Origin of the sequence: Aquimarina sp. Aq107, assembly GCF_943733665.1 — a bacterium.
Classification (GTDB): domain Bacteria; phylum Bacteroidota; class Bacteroidia; order Flavobacteriales; family Flavobacteriaceae; genus Aquimarina.
Window position 1 is genome coordinate 4,305,183 of the sequence record NZ_OX030782.1, and the last position, 21,913, is coordinate 4,327,095.

Consider the following 21,913-nt stretch of genomic DNA (forward strand, 5'->3'; position numbering starts at 1 on the left):
TTTATAGCTCTTTGACCTTTTAAAATTTCAACAAGTAACTTCTATCTTGGAGCCTCTCGAGATAGTTCCTGATATTAATAAATCTACAAGCTAATCCGTACAAATTATTACTCTTTAATAAGTTTTAAAATTTCGTCGCAACATTTTTTATTAATTTATGCGCTACTTAATAAAATGAAATATTAATTGAACATAAAGTAGGTTTATTCTAAACTTGCAACCCTTTAATCTTCTGAAATTTTAATAGTGCATTCCCATCAGTTAGACTTGCTACATAATTACTTATACTAATTAATCTAGTATATAGGTCATCATTGGTATAGTCGAAATTATTTCCTTCAGCTTTTAGAATTAATTTATCATAATTAGAAGCTTTTTGATTCATAAAATGATCTGTTGCCACACAATATCTATCTAAAAGAGTAGCAAGAATCTCGTATCCTGCAATTTCTTTCTCTACTACTTCCTGACTTTGATATATCTTATCGATACTAATCTTTATAATATCATCGATTTGAGCCTGATATTTACTTTTATCAATAAGTGCCTCATCAAAATCTCCTTTTAATATTTCTTCTTCATTTTCTAGAAAAATAGTAGCCGCTTCTTGGATCAAGGTGTTAATTGCTAATGCTCTTAAATAACTTAAGCGATCAGCTGTAGTCGTAAGACTATTATATTTTGATGTATTGATTGTATCCTTTACTAACTTGATAAGATATTCTAACGCATACTCTTCTTGTATCAATCCTAAATTAATACCATCTTCAAAATCAATAATGGTATAACAAATATCATCAGCTGCTTCTACTAAAAAAGTTAATGGATGACGGCTATAGGTGATTTCATCTCCTATTTTTTGAGAAAATAACCCCATTTCTTCTGCTACTTCTTTAAAAAAGATTGTTTCGTTTTGAAAATAGCCAAATTTCTTATGTGCAATATGCGAGGTTGGTTTTTTAGGTAAAGACTCTTTAGGATATTTCATAAAGGCGCCTAACGTAGCATAGGATAGTCGTAAACCTCCTTCTATACCTTGTCTAGATTCTGTTAAAATCTTAAAACCATTTGCATTTCCTTCAAAATCTATAAGATCTTGATATTGTTTTGGAGTCAAATATTCTTTATACATTTTACCTTTTCCGGTAGCAAAATATTCTCCTATTGCTTTTTCTCCAGAATGTCCAAACGGAGGATTCCCGATATCATGAGATAGAGAAGCAGCCGCCACAATAGCTCCAAAATCATTAAATTGATATCCGTGAATGGTAGAAAGATGCGGATGTTTTTCTAAAATCTTTTTCCCTACTACTCTACCTAAAGAACGTCCTACAACAGAAACCTCTAAACTATGTGTTAATCGAGTATGTACAAAACTTGTTTTGGATAAGGGAATTACTTGTGTTTTATCCTGTAAACTTCTAAACGCAGAAGAAAATATAATTCTATCATAATCCACCTCAAAACCTAATCGAGTTTCGTCTTGTTCTTTACGTAATCTTTTATTCGTATCTCCCTGTCTTTTTAAGGATAGGAGCTGTTCCCAGTTCATCATACAATCAGAATTCTAACAATGTGCTATTGTAATAATAATAGTCCAAATATAACACTATGAAGTTATGTATGAAATGAATTATCATCCCTATCCATAAAGTATTGTATTTATATCTTAAATAACCTAACAAAAGCCCGAATGGAAAAATCCATAATAATGATATTATAGAAAAATGAATCAACGCGAAAATAAAGGATGTAAGAATTATAGTAACTTTGGTACTGGTTATTTGATTTAATTGATTGTACAAAAAGCCTCTAAACCCTAACTCTTCAAAAACTGGTGGAAAGATCGCAACAAAAAGAATCGCCCAAAACATAGGATTAGGATAATCAATACACCCTAAATAGTAGTTATATGATTCATCAGATAACTGAACGTTAATAAATTCTACTGCATAATACACCACAAAACCACTGGCAATAGGCACTAACAAATATCCTAAAAAAGCTAAGGGTTGAATTTTGGGAAACCTATATAATTTTATAATATTCTTAAAATCGAAAAAAGTAAAACCAATCATTAATAGTGCAAAAATACTTTCGATTGCAATCTCTTGAACTAAAGAACTATCATCTTGATAAACAAAATAATTAATCACAAGAAAAAGAAGCATCACTATATAAAAAGCAATTACTAAATTAAGATGCTGGCTTTTTTCATTTTGTGCTATTTTTTTTATTGAAACTCCACAATTTGGACAAAAGTTCCTCGCATTATCCAAAGATGTATTACACGTTTTACAAATCATATTATTTAACTTACTTCTTGGAGTATTGAGAAGCCGAATATACCCCCTTTGCTAAAAAAGCGATTATAACAATTTTGAATATAATACCTTTAAAAATTGTAGTAGGTTCTGCAATAGTTATGATTGCCAAAATGGTTAGATAAAGTAATAATCCCGATAAAATTGCAGCAAAAGGTTTCTTTTGTGACCAATATGCGAGCATCAAATATATAGCTGCTATTACCATTTGTGCTATTAACTCTCCTGTATCTTGAGTTCTAAAAAAATAAATCAAACCAACAACAAAGCTAATTCCAGCCATCCAGTACAATGTTTTTCTAGCCGAATTAATCCTTTTGTGATCATCTATTATTTGATTTTTCTTCATTGCCTTTCTAGCATGATAAACAGCTTTTTCTTTTTCATCACCATTTTCTGGAAAACCACATTCTGTGCAAAATTTAGATTCTAAATTGATTTCGGTATTACATTGTGAACATAATAATGGTTGTTGGATAGCTATTTCTTCCATAATCGTAAGTTATATAAATCTAAGGGTATTAATTACAAGATACTTTTTAATTTTATATATAAATTAAAGAAGCTCTTCTCTTACGTAAGTGTCATTATCAATGGATTTGTTACTGCGCTATTTTAGAAATAAAAATTACAATTAAACAAAAAAGGGAAGCTTCTATACAGAAAACTTCCCTTTTGCCCTATTTAAATGGTCTTAATTAAGACCCACACATTAAACAATCATCTCCTTCAGCTTCTTTTGATTGCGCTATTAACGCTTTCAATTCTTCTGGAGTTAAAGAAGTACCTTCTGCAGAAACCTGTACAGCTTCTGGCTGCTCTTCTGTTTTAGAAGCTGATTGCGCTTCCATTACCTGAGCCGCTGCCACTGCTACTTGCTCCGCTTGCGGTTGTTCTTTCTTTTCAGTCTTAAGCGTAAACTTAATTGCATCTACTGCAGATTTTGTTCTCAGGTAATACATACCTGTTTTTAATCCACTCTTCCAAGCATAGAAATGCATTGAAGTAAGTTTTGCCATCGTAGCACCTTCCATAAATAAGTTTAGTGACTGCGATTGATCAATAAAATATCCTCTATGACGAGACATATCTATAATATCCTTCATACTTAACTCCCAAACTGTTTTATACAATTCTTTAAGGTCTTGAGGAATGATATCTATATTCTGGATAGATCCATTGGCACGCATAATAGCATCCTTAAGATCATCGCTCCATAAATTTAATTTTACTAAATCTTCTAATAAATGTTTATTTACTACAATAAATTCACCAGATAACACACGTCTTGTATAGATATTACTTGTGTAAGGCTCAAACGCTTCGTTATTTCCTAAAATCTGAGAAGTTGATGCTGTTGGCATTGGAGCAACTAATAATGAGTTACGAACTCCATTCTCCAGCACTTCTTTTCTAAGACTAGCCCAATCCCAACGTCCACTTAATTCTTCATCTTTAATTCCCCATAAATTATGTTGGAATTCTCCTTTAGATATTGGTGATCCTTCATAAGATTGGTACGGACCATCAGCAGTAGCTTCTTCCATAGAGGCTGTTACTGCAGCAAAATATAAAGTTTCAAAAATTTCTTGATTCAATTTCTTTGCCTCGTCACTAGTAAAAGGCATACGTAACTGAATAAAAGCATCAGCAAGTCCTTGTACACCTAATCCAATAGGACGATGACGCATATTAGAATTCTCAGCTTCTTTTACAGGATAATAATTACGATCTATTACTTTATTTAAGTTTTTTGTTACTCGTTTTGTAATTCTAAAAAGCTCTTCGTGATCAAATGCTCCATTTTTCACAAACATTGGTAACGCAATAGATGCCAAATTACATACTGCTACCTCATCAGGACTAGTGTACTCCATAATTTCTGTACACAAGTTAGAAGAACGAATAGTTCCCAAATTCTGTTGATTAGATTTACGATTTGCCGCATCTTTATACAACATATATGGAGTTCCAGTTTCAATCTGAGATTCTAGAATTTTCTCCCAAAGCTCACGAGCTTTTATAGTTCTACGCCCTTTTCCTTCTGCTTCGAAACGTAAATATTCTTTTTCGAATTCATCACTATGAATATCAAATAATCCTGGACATTCATTAGGACACATTAATGTCCATTCTGCATCTTCTTGTACACGTTTCATAAATAGATCCGGAATCCACATTGCATAGAATAAATCACGAGCACGCATTTCTTCTTTACCATGGTTTTTCTTAAGATCTAAGAAATCAAATATATCTGCATGCCATGGTTCTACATAAATAGCAAAAGAACCTTTACGCTTTCCTCCACCTTGGTCTACATAACGCGCGGTATCATTAAATACACGTAACATAGGAACTATACCATTCGATGTCCCATTAGTACCTGCAATATAAGATCCTGTAGCTCTAACATTATGTATAGACAATCCAATTCCTCCAGCAGATTGTGAAATCTTCGCTGTTTGTTTCAACGTATCATAGATTCCATCAATACTATCATCTTTTGTTGCCAATAAGAAACAAGATGACATTTGTGGTTTTGGAGTCCCGGAATTAAATAACGTAGGTGTAGCGTGTGTAAAGTATTTTTTAGACATTAATTCATAGGTCTCAATTGCTGCATCTAAATCATTTAGATGAATTCCAATTGAAACTCTCATTAACATATGTTGTGGACGTTCTGCAATCTGACCATTAATTTTTAATAAGTAAGAACGCTCTAATGTTTTAAAACCAAAATAATCGTAACCAAAATCTCTATTGTAGATAATTGTAGAGTCTAACTTCTCTTTATTCGCCATGATCACTTCATATACCTCATCAGAGATCAGTGGTGCTTTTTTCTCAGTTCTTGGATTTACATATTCATATAAATCCGTAACAACTTCAGAAAATGTCTTCTTTGTATTTTTATGTAAATTAGAAACAGATATACGTGCAGCCAACTTAGCGTAGTCTGGATGTGCTATTGTCATCGTTGCAGCAATCTCTGCAGCAAGGTTATCCAGTTCACTAGTAGTTACCCCATCATACAAGCCTTCTATCACTCGCATCGCTACCTTTACCGGATCAACAAGAGCGTTTAATCCATAACACAACTTCCTTACCCTTGCGGTAATTTTGTCAAACATAATTGGCTCCTTGTGACCGTCTCTTTTTACTACATACATACGTTTTTGGTTTTTATAAAATTCTTCTTCCGAAGAACTATGATATTAATTTGTGTTTATATTCCTCTATTTACAGAAAACCTATAATTATAAATGATCTCCCCCGAAATCAGATACTAAAAAGAAGCCTCTGTATTATGACAATCAGAGTATTTCTACTAGTAAAATACAATTATTTTGACTTTCGCCTTTTTTGTTATTTTGGAAAGCTTTTAGAAAGCTTTATCAGACTGAGCTAGTTTTAATTCAAATAGTACAACTATTTCTGACTAGCTCAGAATGAATATATTATTATCTTGAAATGATTACTAAGGATTAGAAATCAGCATCAAAACTTATCTTATTTTCTTCTGTATCTTTATTAAGAACTCCTGCCTTCTGATATTCTGACACTCGTTTTTCAAAGAAATTTGTTTTTCCTTGTAATGAAATCATATCCATAAAATCGAATGGATTTGCAGTTCCATATTCTTTTTCACATTCTAATTCGGACAGTAATCTATCAGTAACAAACTCTAAATATTGAGTCATCAGGTTTGCATTCATACCAATTAAACTTACAGGAAGAGATTCTGTAACAAACTCTCTTTCTATATTAAGAGCATCTACAATAATTTCTCTAATTCTATCTTTCGGCACTTTATTAACTAAATGTTTATTGTGTAAGTGTACTGCAAAATCACAATGTACTCCTTCGTCTCTAGAAATTAATTCATTAGAAAAAGTAAGACCTGGCATTAAACCACGTTTCTTTAACCAAAAAATAGAACAAAATGCTCCAGAGAAGAAAATACCTTCTACCGCTGCAAAAGCTATTAATCGCTCAGCAAAAGAATCCGACTCGATCCATTTTAATGCCCAATCCGCTTTTTTCTTAATTGCAGGAAAATTATCTATTGCTTTAAATAAAATATCTTTCTCCTTTTCATCCTTTACATATGTATCGATTAGTAACGAATATGTTTCTGAATGAATATTCTCCATCATGATCTGAAAACCATAAAAGAATTTTGCTTCACTATATTGAACTTCATTTACGAAATTCTCTGCTAAATTTTCATTTACAATTCCATCAGAAGCGGCAAAAAATGCTAAAATATGTTTAATAAAATATCTCTCGTCATTTGTCAACTTGGTTGCCCAATCTGTAATGTCCTGATGTAAGTCAATTTCTTCAGCTGTCCAGAAACTAGCTTCTGATTTTTTATACCAATCCCAAATATCATGATGTTTGATAGGAAAAATAACAAATCTGTCTTTATTTTCTTGTAAAATTGGCTCTACTGCATTCATCTTTTTTTCTTTAAGCTAGTTCTATGTTTTTTTGTTTCCGCTACGGACTAACAAAGATCAAAAAATGCTCTAGAAGTTTCACAAAAAATTAGGAAACGTTTTCAACAAAGTTTTCAACACGAAGGGAATTAACCTATAAAAATCAACAATTCACATATTTTACTTAAAAAATTGATAGTCAAATACTTAAGTATTAAAAAAAAGATATAAACATCGTTGTTAGTAACCTCAAAAACCACTTATTTTTCACCTGTTACCAAGGTTTTTTTATACTAAAAAAACAAAACCAAAAAACAAGCAATTTTACGGCAAAACCACATCTTAATAATTGTAAATAAAAATCACTTTTTATTGATTAAAACAATAAAAAAAGAAAAATCATATGTGAATAACACATATGATTTTTCTAAAACAGCATTTTATTATTTTATTTCTTCTATGGCCAAGAAAAAGTTTCTCCAGTAGTATGATTTGTATATGTACCTGTCCCATCAGATAACCAAACAAAACTTTCAGTCAATACTCCTGACTCAAATGCTTTTATAGATCCGGATTGATCCGCTTCATTGTATACAAGCTCTATCCCACTATTACTCTGATCTTTTATGCTAAAGTTTACAATGCTTCCTGTTTTACTAAACGTCATTAATACGTAGTCTCCTCCTTCTCCATTGAATCTTACATCATAGAAATTACCATCTTTACTTATTTTACCTTCATAGAAAGTTCTACGAACACCAGATTCCTCTATATCGTATGTAAAATAATCATAAGTAGCATCCGATGTTACCGTGTAATACAATGTAACTCCACCATAACTCCAAACCCAAGTACGCGTATTTCTTCCATTTTTCCCTATAACACTTTGTTGTTCTGCATCACCTGGAATTGAAAGAAAAACAGATGAATATGCCAATGCCTGTACTTGTAAAGCCGCCAATGTAAATACTGCATTAGAAGCATATGTATTCTGTTGAGCATATTGTTCCATATCATCAGGTGCTTCAATATTTTCAATAGATTCTTGATACTGTTCTATACGACCCTGAATATTTTCTAATTGATCTTCATTTTCAATAATTACTCCATCATCCTCACTGCTGCAAGACTGAAACATTATTGCAATTGCCATCATCACTATTACACTTATACTTTTAAATTTTGTTTTCATTATTTTTTCTTTTAATTGTTAGATAATTTACTTCTTAGTATTCATCGAACCACTTAGGTAAACATTTCGAATACTATTTTTTTAAAAAAATTAAAGCTTTTTAAATTCTACCCTTCTATTTTTGGCTTTAGCTTCGAGTGTATTTTCTTTAGAAATAGGATCACTTTCTCCTTTACCATTGGTTTCTAACCTAGATCCATCAATCCCAAATTTATCTACAAGAACATTTTTTACAGAAACAGCTCTTTTTTTAGATAGTTTTTGATTAAAAACCTCATCTCCATCTTTATCTGTATGACCCGTTATTGACACTTTGATAGTAGGATTGTCTGAAAGGATCTTTGCAATTTTTTTAATTGTACCATATGATGCAGATTTTACAGATGCTTTTCCTGTGTCAAACGTAATTCCGTAAGTGACCAATTTCCCTTCTGTAATTAATTTATTACGCATATCAGGTTTCCCTACTGCATATCTTATATTACCAACATAATAGAATGTGTTCTCTGGTTTTGTTTGAGAAAAGAATTTTACGTTTTTAAGCACCGTAGTTTTCTCAAATGCTCTTGGAATATCAAACACTTTTTTCTCATCAATATATATTCTCATGCGTTGCTTTTGTTTCCAAATAGAAATGTGCATTTTTTCTCCTCTACTATTATTCTTTTTATCTAACTGAGCTATCTGTTTATCTGAACTCAAGTTTAACTTACTATCAGAACAATATTTATGTACATCTACTTTGCCTCCATAACTGTTACCTCCTCGAATCGAAAAAACAAAACCATTTTTACCAGGAGTATGATCTTGTAATTCATACCCAGGATTTCCTACATCAGAAAACACCACCATTAAATCCCGTTGATATGCATATTCCGACACATCGTAATCAAACACTACATCATATTCTAATGTAAAATTCTCAGGAAACTCTTCTATAAATTCAGGAACATAAGATCCCTTTCCTGCGCCTATTTGTATAAAACGTCCTTCTGTATTATTTAACGTTACAACCTCTGCTGAGTTCGAAGAATTCCAGCGTGCTGGCAAATCTCCTATTTCATCTTGGCTAAAATCTTCAAATGCTATTACGTTTTCACCAGCTACAAAATCAAACTTGGAATATGCTGCAAAAGAAGGTTTGGTATCTGTTTCACTTATTTCATGTTCTACTTCATTTTCAGAAGAAATAATAGCACCCTCTTTCTTTTTACTTTTTTTATTTTTTTTCTTCTTTTTAGGTTTTCCATCAACAGTATCATCTATTGTTTTACTTGTTTTTTTGGATACTTTTTCTTCTGTCTTCTTTAAAACAGTTTTTTCTGCCGCCCTTTCTGCAGTTTTTGCTACTTTTTTCCAAAACTGTGCTTCTATATTCTGAGGTATACACATCATAAAAAACAACACTGCTATTCCTATTATTTGTTTTGTAGTTTTCATAATACTAATTGTTTGGTTTTATCTCTTTGTGTGCGTTTTAGAAAAAAGGTTAACTTTATCTTCGGAAAATAAGATGAACCTATTACCCTATTGTCAGGTCACAAAGTATGAAGGAAGAACTCTTAACGTTAAAAAAAGGACATAATCAAGCCTTAGAAAAAATATACACAGAGTATCGCAACGCTTTTTTGCAGTTTGCAAAAAAATATGATCTAGATCATGATTCTCTTGTAGATATATATCAAGAAGCTTTTATAGCCTTACGCGAACATGCTATTAATGGTAAACTAGACACTATTAAAAGTTCTATTAAGACCTATTTGTTTAGCATTGGAAAATATATGATCTATGATCAACTCAAAAAACAGAAAAAAAACGGTTTCTTATGAAAATAGCGTAGATTATAAAGAAACATCTGATGTTCAAGAGGTTTTTGAGGAGCCTCAATTAACTCCACAACAAGAATTATTACGGCAACATTTCAAAAATTTAGGAAAACGTTGTCAAGAAATGTTAACCTTATTCTATTATCGGGGACTAACCATTGACGAGATTACTGAAAGCTTAGGCTATGAGAACAAAAATGTAGTAAAAAGCCAGAAATCCCGTTGTTTAAAATCCCTAAAAGAATCAATTAAAACCCCCGCATAAATGGAACGAGAAGAGTTAATAGACAAGTATTTACAATCAGAACTGACTCCTGCGGAAAAAGATCAGTTCGACAATCTTTTAGAAAACGACACTACTTTTAGAAAAGATGTTGAGTTTCTTAAAGATCTTAATCTAGTTGCTGGTGTTGAAGACAGAGATGGATTAAGAAATAGCCTAGCAGGTTTTGAAGCTAAAATTGAAGCTAAGGAAACCAAAGTAATACCGTTATTTAATTATAAAAAATTATTGGTAGCCGCATCTATATTATTGGCAATTGCTATTGGTGGCATTACATTTCTAAAACCTTTTGGTGTGGATACCGATCAATTGTATGCAGAAAATTTTGAACCCTATAAAAATGTAGTTACTCCTATTGTTCGTGGAGATGAAGCTACCAATGAAGAGACTATTGCATTTACCTCATATGAAAGTAAAAACTATGAATTAGCTGCAGAGCAATTTGGAAATCTATTTAAAACAACAAAAAGTGCTTACTTCTTATTATACCAAGCAAATTCATTGTTGGCGTCTAATAAAACTCAGGAGGCAATTCCATTATTAGAGCAACACATTTCTTTAGGAGATCAATTATCTGAAAGAGGAAAGTGGTATTTATCATTAGCTTATCTAAAAGAGAATAGAAAAAAAGAAGCTATTAGTTTATTAGAAGAAATGTCTAAAACTGGAAGTTTTAAGAAAAGTGATGTCGACAAACTTTTAAGTCAATTAAAATAAGTCTACACGATCTATTTTTTTATTTTTCTTACTGCTACTATAAAAATGGGAATACCAAGCAATAACAACCACCAAAGGTATGAGGTCTTTTTTTTGAGCGGAGTTGTATCCCCAGAAATCATAAATCCAGACCAATAATACGGATGTTTTAATAGTTCATCATCCGCAGTTTTAAGATAGGTTAACTTAGCTTCTCTTAGTGCTTGATCCTTTGATAACGATTTATTCAAGTTTTTATAAAACTCCTGCATCAACTCTGATGTGGTTTGGTCATTGATCTTCCATAATGTAGTAACCAAAGATTTAGCACCTGCATAACTAAAACCTCTCGCCAAACTAAGCATACCTTCTCCTTTTTGAAGTTTTCCTAAACCAGTTTGACAAGCGCTTAATGCCACTAAATCCGAATTAATACTATAACCATACAAATCTTTAACATACAATAAACTAGTATCTCCTTTATCATCTGGAGCAAACGCTAAATAAGAATAGTCTGGATATTCATCATTGGTGGCAGCATGTGTAGCAAAATGAAGCATATTATATGTCTGAGAATCTTCAGAAAATGATGTTAACGATGCATTATCACCTGTAATAGCTTTTCCATCAAAGAATTTTGTTATTTGATCCACTTCATCTTTATTATATAGTAGCGGTCCAAAATTTGGTCTATTTTGTGAAATATTTTTATCAGCTATATCAAAACTTGGAGCATAAGCCAACAACCTATTTTTATCGCTCTTTATTTTATTTTGTTGCTCTCTAAGTAATGTTGAAGAATTGGTGTAAGAGATTTGATACTCTTGGATTAAATAATTAGCTACATCCTTTGATACGGATAAAGCCTCAAACGGCAAATAATTCAAAACTCCATCAGGAATAATTATAAGCTCCTTAGCATCTATCTCTTCTAAAGCTCTTCTTATAATCTGATTATAAATTGAATTTCCTGTTTTATAAATCTCGGATACATCTTTAATATTAACCTTTGATAATAGAGAATAAAAATGCGTAATCCTATCCTGATATTCAGAGGCTAAAGGTATTTTATATATATTTTTCTTATTCTTTTCTATTGTAATCAAATACAAATCTGTGTTTGTAGAAAAATAACTTAATAGTGCTTTGTTTTTTATTAACTGGTTGGCAGTTTCTTCTAAACTCACTACATCCGCATTATACTTTAAATCATAATATTTAGGATATTTTTGTTCTATATCAGAAATGAAATTATAATACTTATTTTTAAGCTGGAATAGGGAATCAAAAACTACCATATTAGATTTTTGATTAAAGAATTTTTTCTCTAAATGAATAATATTTGCTCTGAACTGTTGCTCTTTATCCACAATATCTTCCGGAACTCCACCATAAGAACTAGCTTGTGTACTTCTCGCTGCTTCTAACAGCAATACACTTTTACTTTTTTCAAAGAAATAAAAAGCATTATCAATATATGTAGGCTCTTTAGTAGCCTGATAAAGATCATATGCAACGGCCACCATACTATGAAAAGCTGGATACATCTCCGATATCAGAAACTGCTTATCCACTTTACTTTCAAACTCAGGTTTTAATAAATCTAGTGTTTTGATAATTTCCTGAGAAGTGGAAAAGGCTATCTTAAGATCTTCAATTTTATTACTTTTTTGATACGATAATTGTAGTGCTTCTAACTTTTCTTTCAACACTTTTACCAGCTCTAGTTTAGACAGTACTTTTTTAGGATCAGGATTATTTTTGATATCCTTATCGTTAAAGTTTGGTGCTATCTGCATCAAAGATTCTTGATAAAATGCTAATGCTCTATTCGGATTATCCTTAGCTACATATAGTTGCCCTAATTTAGAAAAAGCCTCTGCTATATCTTGATGTTTTTCATTCTGTCTATAAGATTTTGTTTTTATTAGATATGATTGGTAAAAAGCTTCAGCCTCATCAAATTGCTTATTTTCTAAATAAACATCACCATACAGCATATCAGCAGATCTTTTAAAAGGATCATTTTCAGAATAGTACACTTCGCTTTCTTTAAGCACATCTATTGCTTTTGTTATACTATCCTGTAATAAATAATTCCTTGATAAGCGCTGATACGTAGAAAGAATGTTATTCTTAAATCTTGGGTTTTCCTTTTGTGAAATGTAAACCGGTAGTACTTCATTTAATAGCTCATTTGCACTTAAATAATCACTTTCATTTTCATAAACTCTAGCCAATCTCATTCTAGTATTAAGAATATGTCTACTCCAATTTATTTCAGGATATGCTTCGGTAATTGATAAGGTTTTATTATGATATTCCTTTGATAAACTATATTTTCCGGTTTTTTCATACACAGCTGCTATAAAAGAATATGCAGAATAGAGTTCATTTAATTCATTCATTAAATCATCTCCGTTAGACTTTGAACCAGTTAAATCATTAACTAGTTTATTAAAATACCTTAAAGCTGTCTGGTAATTATTAATTTTATAAAAGTATTGTCCCTTTTCTAATAAAAATCTTCTTTGATAAATTGCTCCATACTCTAGGGTATCAACCGACTCTTCATCTTTTAACACCTCTTCAAAAGTTTTTAAATTCTGATTTAATTTTTTTAAATCAAAATGGTATCCATTTGCTTGGACTAAGTAAGTTAACGTATTTAACTTACCATCTAGATAATTACTTTCATCAGCAACTTTATAACTTTCTGATAAATATACATAAGCACTATCTTTATTTGCGTACAAAAAAGTGCCTCCTTTATTTAAGAAATACTCATAATCTGCTAATTGTTCTTCTGTTTGAGAATAACATGATAATCCAGTAAAAATGGCTGCTAAAACAAGAATATATTTCATAAAAAAAGCTCTCAAGTGATTGAGAGCTAATTTAATTATTATTTATGAAGGTAACTAAAGGTTAATACTCCCTTCTATAGAATAGGTAGTTATATCACCAATTGGTTCAAAAAACTTAGAAATTTGAATTGTTACGTTCCCTTGGAAATCTATAGGTTCATTTAAAGAAATAACTTGTAAACCTGTATCTTCAAAATCTGTAAGATTACCAAATTCTGCTATTACTTCTTGATTTTCTGTAAAAACAGTCACAGAGAATCCATCAGCATTACCTGCTAATAAAATTTGTTGTAATCTACTAAACTCTACATCCGTAAAACACGTGCAAGGAAGTGGTGGTGGTGGAACTGGAGGAAGTCTAGGCACTCTAGGTCTCACAGCAAGATCTCCAACTATTCCTTCAATTTGCTCATTCAGAAAATTGATCTGCTCTGTATTAGCCTCTCTTCTTCCTTCTAATTCTTCTAACTGTCCCTGTAAATCCTGATTATCAGGATCATTAACTAGCTCTTCTTCAATTGACACAATATCTTCGGCAATTAAGTCATCTTGTCTACTTAAATACAATACATGAAGATCTTGCTCTAAGAATGTTCCTGTTTCTTCTGCATCCGGAACAACGATGTCATCTACTATATCATCATCACTGCATCCAAAAGGAACAACAGCGAGCATAAATAGTCCGATACATACTTGAATTGTTTTCATAAAATTATTGTTTTGGTTTTAATGTTAGTATTCCTTTTCCCTAATAGGTAAACATTAATAACAATAAAAATAAGAAAAATTATTTTCTAAGATCCTCTGCTACTTTTTCTAGCTCCATATACCAATCCTCTCCAAACTTACGTATCAATGCTTGTTTTACAAATTTGTACACAGGTACCTGAAGTTCTTTTCCCAGTGTACATGCATCATCACATATTTCCCATTTGTGATAATTAACAGCAGAAAACTCTGTGTAATCTTGCACTCTAACTGGATATAAATGACAAGATATCGGTTTTTTCCAATCAACTTCTCCTTGATTATAAGCTTCTTCTATTGCACATAATGCTGTTCCTTTTTTGTCAAAAATAACATAAGCACAATCAGCTCCTTCAATTAGAGGAGTCTCTAATTCTCCTTGTTCCGTTTTTATAAAAGTTCCTTGTTTTTCAACTGCTTCAATACCTTCTTTTCTTAAATAAGGTTTAATGATAGGATAAATTTCTTCTAATTTTTGGGTTTCCCATTCTTCTAATGGCGCTCCCGCTTCGCCATCAATACAACAAGCACCTTTACAAGCAGAAAGATTGCACACAAAATCTTTTTCGATGATTTCTTCTGAAACGATGGTTTTGCCTAACTGAAACATATTGCGAAGATAGTTTTTATGAGAGATAAATTTTACTGATTATTTATCTTTTTATGCTACTTTTATACTGCTAAGTCTACGTACTTTGGCACTAACCATAAAAAATCAACTAAAATGAACTTTGACTTAAAAGAGATATTGACTGCTAGTATGATACTTTTTGCGGTAATTGATATCGTAGGAAGTATTCCTATTATTATTGACCTTCGTAAAAAAGTAGGTCACATACAAAGTGAAAAAGCATCTCTAGTAGCAGCAGTTTTAATGATATTATTTTTATTTGTTGGTAAAGAGATTCTAAATCTTATTGGGATTGATGTTAATTCTTTTGCCGTGGCAGGTGCTTTTATCATATTCTTTTTAGCATTAGAAATGATTTTAGGAATTCAGTTATATAAAGATGATGAACCTGAAACTGCGGCAGTCGTGCCTTTAGCATTTCCACTTATTGCCGGAGCCGGAACTATGACTTCTATACTATCTCTTAGAGCAGAGTACCAACCTATAAACATAGTAATCGCTATCGTTGTCAATATTATTTTTGTATATATTGTATTAAAGGCTTCTGGAAGAATAGAAAAAGTACTAGGTAAACAAGGAATTAATGTTATTAGAAAAATATTTGGTGTAATTTTGCTTGCAATTGCAGTAAAGTTATTTGCAACTAATATAAAAGGACTATTTTAAATGAAGTACTTTATTTACGCCTTAATCGTGATAGCCATTTCTTTGATTATTTATAATGCTACAGTTTTAGATTTTAGCAATATTCTGCAAGGAGATAGCAAAACAGCATTAATCAGTATTCTAGGTTCGGCATGTGTAGTTGTATTGCTTACGATACTTTTGGTTTCGAGAGCTATACAGCAAAAACACAAAAATGGATAGAATTTTTTAAGCTATAAATGTTACAAGAAAACAAGCAATGATTACTGGTGGTAATGAAATTACCGCCAGAATCATAAAAAGATTATGTAGTTTTCTAAAAATCAATGCTTTCTTTAATGACTTCTTTAGTTTCATATCTTCTGTACTCTCGATATGTTCTCTAATTAAATCACCTGATACGTAAGAAGAATCTACCAAAATCTCATTATCCAAAAATAATGATGCACTATTATCCAACAACCGAAACCCTACTGCCACAATAAAGAAAAAAAGTGGAGAACAAAGCGCAATTGCTAATAAGTATTCTTTTAATTCAGGCATATTTGGGGTCTAGATAAGATTTTAACGTCTTTTTCTGTTTTTAAAAATATCATTTAAATGTTAATATCACCAGAAAAACTCCAGATATTAATGAAAACATTATAAATAGTTGGTGTAATTTTCTTAACACTAAAGCTTTCTTCAGTGATTTCTTAAACCTAATATCTGATGTACTTTTTATATGTCTTTTTAGCAATGAAGTGGCTGGATAAGATGATTGTACAAAAATCCCATGACTTAATAAAATAGCTGCACTATTATTGATCAATGTAATTACAGCTGCTACTAAGAAAAAACAGAAACAAGAAATTGCTAAAAAACCAGGTAATGATTCCATTTCTATATTGGATTTAAGGTTTTAATCAGAAATAGATAAAACTTTTTGAATCATTTTATCATCTTCATTAATGATTTTTTCAAATTCACTAGTCCCAAATAGTTGTTGGGCCATAATAGCTTTTAAATATTTCTTTAATTGTTCTCGATAATTTTTTAGATTAATATCTATTCCATTTTTTCTTGTATACACAAGAAATCCATCTGCAAAATCATCGTCTATTTTTATTTCTTCTTTGAATTGCTCTTCCGTCAATTCATTATAAAATGCTCTCTTTTTGTCCAATTCTTCGAATATATACCCTCCCATTCTTCCTGATCTAAGCATATAATCCAAAGTTTCTCCTACTCTTGTAGTATCCTTGCTAACAAAAATATCAGGTATAATTCCGCCACCGCCATATACCGTTTTACCTCCTGGAGTCTTAAATTTCAAAGAATCTGCAACCTGTATACTATCTGCATTCTGTAATTCTCCGTTTTTATATCTTTCTAAATATTCATTAAAATACTCTTTATTACCATTTTCATACGGTTTCTGAATTGATCGCCCAGTAGGTGTGTAATATCTAGAAATTGTCAATCGAATTGCACTACCGTCTCCTAACGCCATTTCTCTTTGCACCAAACCTTTACCATAAGAACGTCGCCCTACAATAGTCCCTCTATCATTGTCTTGTATTGCACCAGCAAAAATCTCACTAGCAGAAGCAGAATTTTCATTAATTAACACGTAAACATTTCCTTTCTCAAAACTTCCATTACGTGTGGCGTAATTATTTTCAATCGCTCCTTTTTTATTCTTAGTAAACATAATCAATTCATCATCCTGCAAAAACTCATCAGCCATTTTTAATGCTGGAGCAATAAAACCTCCTCCATTATCTCTAAGATCTACAACTAAATTATCTGCCCCAAGATCTTGTAAAGAATCTAGTGCTTGTTTAAATTCTTTATAGGTTGTCTCTGCAAAACGGTTCACTTTTATATATCCTAACTTATCTTTTAACATATAACTAGCATCCACACTTCTCAATGGTACACGACCACGTTTTACCACTACATCAAATATACCAGTACCTTTTCTATAAACTTTTAATTGTACTTGACTATTTAGTTCTCCTTTTAATTTATCTGCCAATCCATCTCTTCGCAGACGTTCTCCATACAGCGTATCTTGATCCGCCATAAGGATTCTATCTCCAGCCAAAATTCCTGATCGCTCACTAGGGCCGCCTTTAATCGTATTAATAACAGAAATAGTATCTCTATATGGGTAGTAACTCACACCAATCCCAATAAAATCTCCTTGCATACTTTCTGTAATACCTTCTAACTCTTCTGGAGGAATATAAACTGAATGTGGGTCAAGGTTTTCGAGGATTCTATTTACTGTTACATCGACAATACTATCTGTATTGATTTCATCAACATATTCGTAATCGATATAATCTATAAGTCTATTTAGTTTTTCCTTTTTGGCATTGTAGGAAAATAGCTTAGCAGATGGATTGCTAAAATTGAGTTTACTTCCTAAAAAAACTCCCGCTCCCATCGCCAAACCAATAAATAATGGCAAGTATTTTTTTGAATAACCCATTAATCGTCTAAATCAGTAATCTTTTCTATTTCTACACCCGCTTTTTCTAAAAACAAAAGCCCAGAATTATCCTTATAGGCATTTTGATAAACAATTCTTTTTATTCCCGCCTGATGAATTAACTTACTACATTCTTTGCAAGGAGAAAGTGTAATATATAACGTAGCTCCTTTACAAGATTGTGTTGAAGAAGCAACTTTTAAAATTGCATTTGCTTCTGCATGTAACACATACCATTTCGTATATCCCTCTTCATCCTCACAAGGATTTTCGAAACCAGTTGGAGTTCCATTAAATCCATCAGAAATAATCATTCTATCCTTTACAATAACCGCACCAACTTTTTTTCTCTCACAATGAGATAACTTCCCCCATTCTCTTGCTATTCTAAGATAGGCCTTATCATATTTTAATTGCTTATTTTGGGGCATATATATAAATTGGATAGTACTTATTATTAATAAAGTACGAATATATTATGACTATGTGTCAAATACAACCCTAATTGATAATTAATTACCATATTTTACTTGAAATTATCATAGGGATTACCATCCCAATTACTATAGAAGAAACTACCAATATCCAATCGCGTTTAGAAAATCTAAAAATTGTTTGAACAAGGAAACTAATAATCAGAACTATTAGTACTACAATAATTTGAGAAACTTCAATACCAAGAGCAAATTCTAATATTGACAGAGCTTTATAATCACTAGCACTGCTAATCATATCAAAATAACTTGAAAAACCTAGTCCATGAATAAGCCCAAAAAATGCAGTGGTTGCATATAACACACCTATTTTATCTTGTTTAGTTGTATTCTTTGCTGTAAACACATTAAATAAAGCGGTTATTAATATGGTAATCGGGATCAAAAATTCAACCAATTTTGAATTTACAGAAACTATATCATAAACAGCTAAAAATAAAGAAACGGTATGACCTAAAGTAAATAACGTAACTAAGGTTAATATTCTTTTCCAGTCATCAAAAGTATAAGCAATAATAAGAACTATAAAAAATAAGACATGATCATATGCTTGCCAATCTAAAACGTGAAAGAAACCTTCTTTAAAAAAGTATAAAAACTCTGACATAAATTTGTGTTTTGAGGTTGCGTAATGTACAATTAAAATGAAGAATGTAGAAGTTTTGTAGGAACTCTTATAAAAATTTTAGGATTATTAACCTTTTAAAGGGATTGAATCACCCTTTGTCGAATTTTTAGCATTCTTACATATTGTATTAAGCTATCAAAAGCATAAATCATTAATTTTAAGATTTACAAATCACTAATTTAAAAAACTTGTATATGGATATTCAAAAATGGTTAGATAAAGGTATTGAATTTATCGTTGATTTTGGACCAAAGGTAATAGGTGCTATTCTGATCTGGATCATAGGTTCCTGGGTCATAAAAAAACTAATGAAAGGTATTTCTAAAGTAATGGAGGTTAGACAATATGATGAAAGCCTTCAAAAATTCCTGACTAATCTTTTAGGTTGGATTCTAAAAATTATATTAATACTTGCTGTGCTTGGTACGGTTGGGGTAGAAACTACTTCTTTTGCAGCAATACTCGCCGCAGCTGGTTTAGCAGTTGGCTTAGCTTTACAAGGGTCTTTAGCAAATTTTGCGGGTGGTGTACTCATTATGATCTTTAAGCCATTTAAAATTGGTGATTTAATAGAAGCCCAAGGTGTTCTTGGAGTCGTAAAAGAGATTGAAATTTTTACCACAAAATTATCAACTCCAGATAATAAAGAAGCGATCGTTCCTAATGGAACTTTGTCGAACGGAAATATTATCAATTACACCTCTCAAGGAACACTAAGAGTAGATCTTAACATTGGAATTGGATATGGAGATGATATCAAAAAAGCAAAAGATGTTATTATGAAAGTTCTTACTGATAATCCAAAAGTTTTAAAAGATCCAGCTCCTACTGTTGCGGTTAGCGAACTTGGAGATAATGCTATTAACCTTGTAGTAAGACCACAAGCGAATGTTGCAGATTATTGGGATGTTTACTTTAGTGCGCTAGAGGATTCTAAAAATGCATTAGATGCTGCAGGGATATCAATTCCTTACCCACAAAGAGATGTACATATTCATAATGTAAAATAATATTTACATAAATAAAGTATAACAAGGTCTCATAATTTGAGGCCTTTTTTTATCAAAAAAATAAAGAGAAATTCAATCTAACCATTTATAAACTTTACTTTACTTCTTTATCGAGAAAATAATATTATAGAAATTGAACAATTCATTACCCAAAAAAAAATCTTTGAATACCTTACGGTAGTTATATTGCAACTATGTTTTAATTCAAACTAGCTAGGGAACATGAAAGCAACTTCTACCTTTATCCATAATGACTTTTTATTACAAAATGAATTTTCAAGAATTCTTTATCATTCTTATGCCAAAGATCTACCTATTATAGACTATCATAATCATTTATCTCCAAAAGACATTTGTGAAAACAAAAAATTCAAGACCATTGGTGAAGTTTGGTTAGAAGGAGATCATTATAAATGGCGTGCTATGCGAACATTAGGTATTGATGAAATGTATATTACAGGTAAAGCTAGTGATAAAGATAAATTCCTGAAGTGGTCAGAGACAGTTCCTTACAGTATTAGAAACCCCTTGTTTCACTGGACACACATGGAGCTTATGAAGCATTTTTCTATCTCTGAATTATTATCCCCAGAAACAGCTGAGAAAATTTACGCATCAGCCAATGAACAATTACAAAGTTCCAGTCACTCCGTACAAGGATTATTAAAGATGAATAATGTGGAGGTAGTTTGCACCACAGATGATCCTGTTGATTCTCTAAGCTTTCACAATTCATATGCTATCCAAGAAAAGGTAATGAAATTACTTCCAACTTTCAGGCCTGATAAATCATATGCAGTAGAAAATAACGAAAGTTATTTGGAGTATCTTAATGAGTTAGAGATCAAATCCAACACCCAAATTAAAAACTTTGAAGATCTCTTAGCTGCACTCGAAAATAGAATTGATTACTTTCATAAGATTGGTTGTAGATTATCTGATCATGGATTAGAGAACTTATTTCACTTTAAGAAAGGAAGCTATAATATAGAACATATTTTCAAAAAAATTAAAGCTAAAAAAGTCTTAGAGATTAAGGAAATTAATTATTTCAAGTTTGAAGTTTTATATTTCTTAAGCACCTGTTATCATAAACGAGGATGGGTACAACAATACCATCTAGGCGCAATTAGAAATAATAATAAGAGACTTCTAAAAAAACTTGGTCCTGATACGGGGTTTGATTCTATTGGTGATTACTCCCAAGCCAAAAATTTAAGTGGATTTTTAAATTCTTTGGATACAACAGATCAACTTGCAAAAACTATTTTATATAACTTAAACCCATCAGGCAATGAGGTTTTTGCTTCTATGGTTGGTAATTTTAATGATGGTACTATCAAAGGAAAAGTTCAATATGGTGCAGCATGGTGGTTCCTAGATCAAAAAGATGGAATGGAAAAACATTTAAACACTTTATCTAATCTAGGTATGCTTAGTTGTTTTGTAGGCATGTTGACTGATTCTAGAAGTTTTTTATCTTTTCCAAGACACGATTATTTTAGGCGTATTCTCTGCAATTTAATTGGAGATGATGTAAAAAATGGGATATTACCTAAAGATGAAAAATGGTTAGGAAAAATTGTTTCCGACATTTGTTACCATAATGCTAAAACGTATTTCCCTTTTTAAAAAACAATAGAGGAGAT

The 21,913-nt window shown here is 31.4% G+C and carries 22 protein-coding genes; 7 read left to right on the forward strand and 15 right to left on the reverse strand.

The genetic code is table 11. The features are described 5' to 3' along the window. Window positions 1-208: 208 nt before the first annotated feature. The 7 genes from dgt to NMK29_RS18695 all read right to left on the reverse strand — a co-directional run bounded on the left by dgt (window position 209) and on the right by NMK29_RS18695 (window position 9,398). Complete coding sequence (gene dgt, locus NMK29_RS18665) at window positions 209-1,552, reverse strand: dGTP triphosphohydrolase (protein ID WP_108803449.1); 1,344 nt, start codon at window positions 1,550-1,552, stop codon at window positions 209-211. Window positions 1,553-1,559: 7 nt separating this feature from the next. Beyond that, window positions 1,560-2,306, reverse strand: coding sequence for a CPBP family intramembrane glutamic endopeptidase (locus tag NMK29_RS18670; protein WP_108803448.1), 747 nt, complete (start codon window positions 2,304-2,306; stop codon window positions 1,560-1,562). A gap of 10 nt (window positions 2,307-2,316) precedes the next feature. Beyond that, complete coding sequence (locus NMK29_RS18675; protein WP_108803447.1) at window positions 2,317-2,817, reverse strand: zinc ribbon domain-containing protein; 501 nt, start codon at window positions 2,815-2,817, stop codon at window positions 2,317-2,319. A 205-nt stretch (window positions 2,818-3,022) separates the two neighbouring features. Further along, window positions 3,023-5,494, reverse strand: a complete 2,472-nt coding sequence (locus tag NMK29_RS18680; RefSeq protein ID WP_108803446.1) for a ribonucleoside-diphosphate reductase subunit alpha — start codon at window positions 5,492-5,494, stop codon at window positions 3,023-3,025. A gap of 315 nt (window positions 5,495-5,809) precedes the next feature. Beyond that, the gene (locus NMK29_RS18685; protein WP_027393949.1) at window positions 5,810-6,787 is read right to left on the reverse strand and encodes a ribonucleotide-diphosphate reductase subunit beta; all 978 of its coding nucleotides are present in this window, start codon (window positions 6,785-6,787) and stop codon (window positions 5,810-5,812) included. A gap of 436 nt (window positions 6,788-7,223) precedes the next feature. Further along, window positions 7,224-7,958: a hypothetical protein gene (locus tag NMK29_RS18690; protein ID WP_159092219.1), complete on the reverse strand. Its 735-nt coding sequence runs from the start codon at window positions 7,956-7,958 to the stop codon at window positions 7,224-7,226. A gap of 90 nt (window positions 7,959-8,048) precedes the next feature. After that, window positions 8,049-9,398 (reverse strand): OmpA family protein, encoded by a 1,350-nt coding sequence (locus NMK29_RS18695; RefSeq protein WP_108803444.1) that lies wholly within the window; start codon window positions 9,396-9,398, stop codon window positions 8,049-8,051. Window positions 9,399-9,505: 107 nt separating this feature from the next. On the opposite strand from NMK29_RS18695, the gene NMK29_RS18700 reads away from it, so the two are divergent. Genes NMK29_RS18700 through NMK29_RS18710 form a run of 3 tightly spaced genes read left to right on the forward strand, consistent with a single transcriptional unit; the run spans window position 9,506 to window position 10,784 of the window. Next, entirely contained in the window at window positions 9,506-9,787 is a 282-nt protein-coding gene (locus NMK29_RS18700) for an RNA polymerase sigma factor (RefSeq protein WP_254097247.1), read from the forward strand. After that, window positions 9,747-10,049 carry an RNA polymerase sigma factor gene (locus tag NMK29_RS18705; protein ID WP_254097249.1) on the forward strand — a complete coding sequence of 101 codons (303 nt, stop codon included), beginning with the start codon at window positions 9,747-9,749 and terminating at the stop codon, window positions 10,047-10,049. Before NMK29_RS18700 ends, NMK29_RS18705 begins: the two co-directional genes overlap by 41 nt. Then, window positions 10,050-10,784: a hypothetical protein gene (locus NMK29_RS18710; protein WP_108803443.1), complete on the forward strand. Its 735-nt coding sequence runs from the start codon at window positions 10,050-10,052 to the stop codon at window positions 10,782-10,784. Between the two features lie 11 nt (window positions 10,785-10,795). Here the strand turns inward: NMK29_RS18710 and NMK29_RS18715 are convergent, their stop codons facing one another. From NMK29_RS18715 to NMK29_RS18725, 3 genes are all read right to left on the reverse strand, one after another. Further along, a complete protein-coding gene (locus NMK29_RS18715) occupies window positions 10,796-13,630 on the reverse strand; it encodes a CHAT domain-containing protein (RefSeq protein WP_108803442.1) in 2,835 nt (944 codons plus the stop codon). A 54-nt stretch (window positions 13,631-13,684) separates the two neighbouring features. After that, on the reverse strand, window positions 13,685-14,338 hold the full coding sequence (locus tag NMK29_RS18720) for a hypothetical protein (protein ID WP_159092218.1): 654 nt from the start codon (window positions 14,336-14,338) through the stop codon (window positions 13,685-13,687). Between the two features lie 79 nt (window positions 14,339-14,417). Continuing rightward, window positions 14,418-14,987, reverse strand: a complete 570-nt coding sequence (locus tag NMK29_RS18725; protein ID WP_108803440.1) for a DUF3109 family protein — start codon at window positions 14,985-14,987, stop codon at window positions 14,418-14,420. A 114-nt stretch (window positions 14,988-15,101) separates the two neighbouring features. On the opposite strand from NMK29_RS18725, the gene NMK29_RS18730 reads away from it, so the two are divergent. After that, entirely contained in the window at window positions 15,102-15,674 is a 573-nt protein-coding gene (locus NMK29_RS18730) for a MarC family protein (protein ID WP_108803439.1), read from the forward strand. After that, the gene (locus tag NMK29_RS18735; protein WP_027393957.1) at window positions 15,675-15,875 is read left to right on the forward strand and encodes a hypothetical protein; all 201 of its coding nucleotides are present in this window, start codon (window positions 15,675-15,677) and stop codon (window positions 15,873-15,875) included. Between the two features lie 6 nt (window positions 15,876-15,881). Here the strand turns inward: NMK29_RS18735 and NMK29_RS18740 are convergent, their stop codons facing one another. From NMK29_RS18740 to NMK29_RS18760, 5 genes are all read right to left on the reverse strand, one after another. Continuing rightward, window positions 15,882-16,196 carry a hypothetical protein gene (locus NMK29_RS18740; RefSeq protein WP_108803438.1) on the reverse strand — a complete coding sequence of 105 codons (315 nt, stop codon included), beginning with the start codon at window positions 16,194-16,196 and terminating at the stop codon, window positions 15,882-15,884. 49 nt (window positions 16,197-16,245) lie between these two features. Beyond that, window positions 16,246-16,533 carry a hypothetical protein gene (locus tag NMK29_RS18745; RefSeq protein WP_027393959.1) on the reverse strand — a complete coding sequence of 96 codons (288 nt, stop codon included), beginning with the start codon at window positions 16,531-16,533 and terminating at the stop codon, window positions 16,246-16,248. 21 nt (window positions 16,534-16,554) lie between these two features. After that, on the reverse strand, window positions 16,555-18,132 hold the full coding sequence (locus NMK29_RS18750) for a S41 family peptidase (RefSeq protein ID WP_108803437.1): 1,578 nt from the start codon (window positions 18,130-18,132) through the stop codon (window positions 16,555-16,557). Then, window positions 18,132-18,563, reverse strand: coding sequence for a dCMP deaminase family protein (locus tag NMK29_RS18755; protein ID WP_027393961.1), 432 nt, complete (start codon window positions 18,561-18,563; stop codon window positions 18,132-18,134). Before NMK29_RS18755 ends, NMK29_RS18750 begins: the two co-directional genes overlap by 1 nt. Before the next feature lie 85 nt (window positions 18,564-18,648). Next, window positions 18,649-19,233 carry a HupE/UreJ family protein gene (locus NMK29_RS18760; protein WP_108803436.1) on the reverse strand — a complete coding sequence of 195 codons (585 nt, stop codon included), beginning with the start codon at window positions 19,231-19,233 and terminating at the stop codon, window positions 18,649-18,651. Window positions 19,234-19,448: 215 nt separating this feature from the next. Between NMK29_RS18760 and NMK29_RS18765 the strand changes: the two genes are divergently transcribed. After that, on the forward strand, window positions 19,449-20,264 hold the full coding sequence (locus NMK29_RS18765; protein ID WP_108803435.1) for a mechanosensitive ion channel family protein: 816 nt from the start codon (window positions 19,449-19,451) through the stop codon (window positions 20,262-20,264). Window positions 20,265-20,486: 222 nt separating this feature from the next. After that, window positions 20,487-21,896 carry a glucuronate isomerase gene (uxaC, locus tag NMK29_RS18770; protein ID WP_108803434.1) on the forward strand — a complete coding sequence of 470 codons (1,410 nt, stop codon included), beginning with the start codon at window positions 20,487-20,489 and terminating at the stop codon, window positions 21,894-21,896. The last annotated feature ends 17 nt before the right edge of the window (window positions 21,897-21,913 follow it).